General features: G+C 39.2%; 3 protein-coding genes. 2 read left to right on the top strand and 1 reads right to left on the bottom strand.

Features of this window, described 5'->3' with window-relative positions; translation table 11 throughout:
* Nucleotides 1–578 (bottom strand): transposase (locus F6K53_RS44825; protein ID WP_293087527.1); only part of this gene is annotated, 578 nt, incomplete at its 3' end.
* 40 nt (nt 579–618) lie between these two features.
* Between F6K53_RS44825 and F6K53_RS44820 the strand changes: the two genes are divergently transcribed.
* On the top strand, nt 619–795 hold the full coding sequence (locus F6K53_RS44820; RefSeq protein ID WP_293087524.1) for a CopG family transcriptional regulator: 177 nt from the start codon (nt 619–621) through the stop codon (nt 793–795).
* Nucleotides 796–960: 165 nt separating this feature from the next.
* Nucleotides 961–1,098 (top strand): DUF2288 family protein (locus F6K53_RS44815; protein ID WP_293087530.1); only part of this gene is annotated, 138 nt, incomplete at its 3' end.

Below are 1,098 nucleotides of genomic sequence, written 5' to 3'. Positions count from 1 at the left end.
TTAATATCGGGAACAGAATCATCCTGAATGGACAGTGTGACATAGTAGCCGTCAGCTTTTCGAGTTATGGTAGCTGTTTTGATTTTGAATCCTTCTGGGATAGGTCTGTGATAAATAATCTTGACTTTTCCAAATTTTGGAAGAGTCAAGATGTTGCCATTTATAGGATTCTTGGATAGAGAAGGAAAAGTAAACGATTTATATCTGTTTTTCCCTTTCAATCGAGGTCTTCCACTCTTTTTTCCATTACTTTCTCCCTTAATAAATCGCTTAAAAGCCAGATCGACTCTCTTTACGCAATCTTGTAATACGTGAGCATGAATGTCACTATACCAAGGTCTATCTTTCTTTAGCTGAGGTAGAGTTTTCTTCTGGGAAAAGTAGTCAGGGTTATTTCTTAGATCTGGCAAATAACAAACAAGGGGACAAGAATTAATAGAACAGCGATTTTGCTCAAACCAATTAAACCTGTCTGCCAACAAATAGTTGTACTGATGACGCAACATGTCCAGCCATTTCTCTGTTTTTGCAATTTGTGAATTTGTCAGTCTTAATCGGTATTGATATGCAGCTCTCATTTTTGTCCTCTTGCTTATCGACCTATTATTAATATAACATATGGATATCCATATGATCACCCAAAATCCTGAAAAGATGAAAGATAAAAAGTTGATAGTCAGAGTGACTGAGTTTGAAAAACGACAATTAAAACAAGAAGCCGACAAGAGAGGGATGACCCCATCTGAATTGATTAGAAGTTTTATAGCTCGTCTCCCTGTTCCCCAGGATTCTTAGTTGGTGATTCCATTTCATTCCATCACCGGGCTATCCTTCCCGACGCCCACCTTTCAGGTAGGGCGCGGGGCTGTCGCCCAAAAGCTCAAATGGTTAAATCTCACAAAGCATCGGAGCAAAATTGCTGTATGTTTAAAGAACTGTTAAGAAAACCTTGAATTAAACATGGATTTAAGAGTACAATTGGCGGAATCTCTGGATGAAACAACCTGGGACTTACTGATTCCTCATGTGAAACGAGATGCAGTACTGGTGGTGAATGAGGGACTGGATTTGTTGGATGTTGGGGTAGCGATCGCAAAT

This window comes from Moorena sp. SIO4A1, assembly GCF_010672065.1.
Taxonomy (GTDB): Bacteria; Cyanobacteriota; Cyanobacteriia; order Cyanobacteriales; family Coleofasciculaceae; genus Moorena.
The sequence above is the reverse complement of the archived record's forward strand: the minus strand, read 5'-3'. Positions and strand labels throughout refer to the sequence as shown.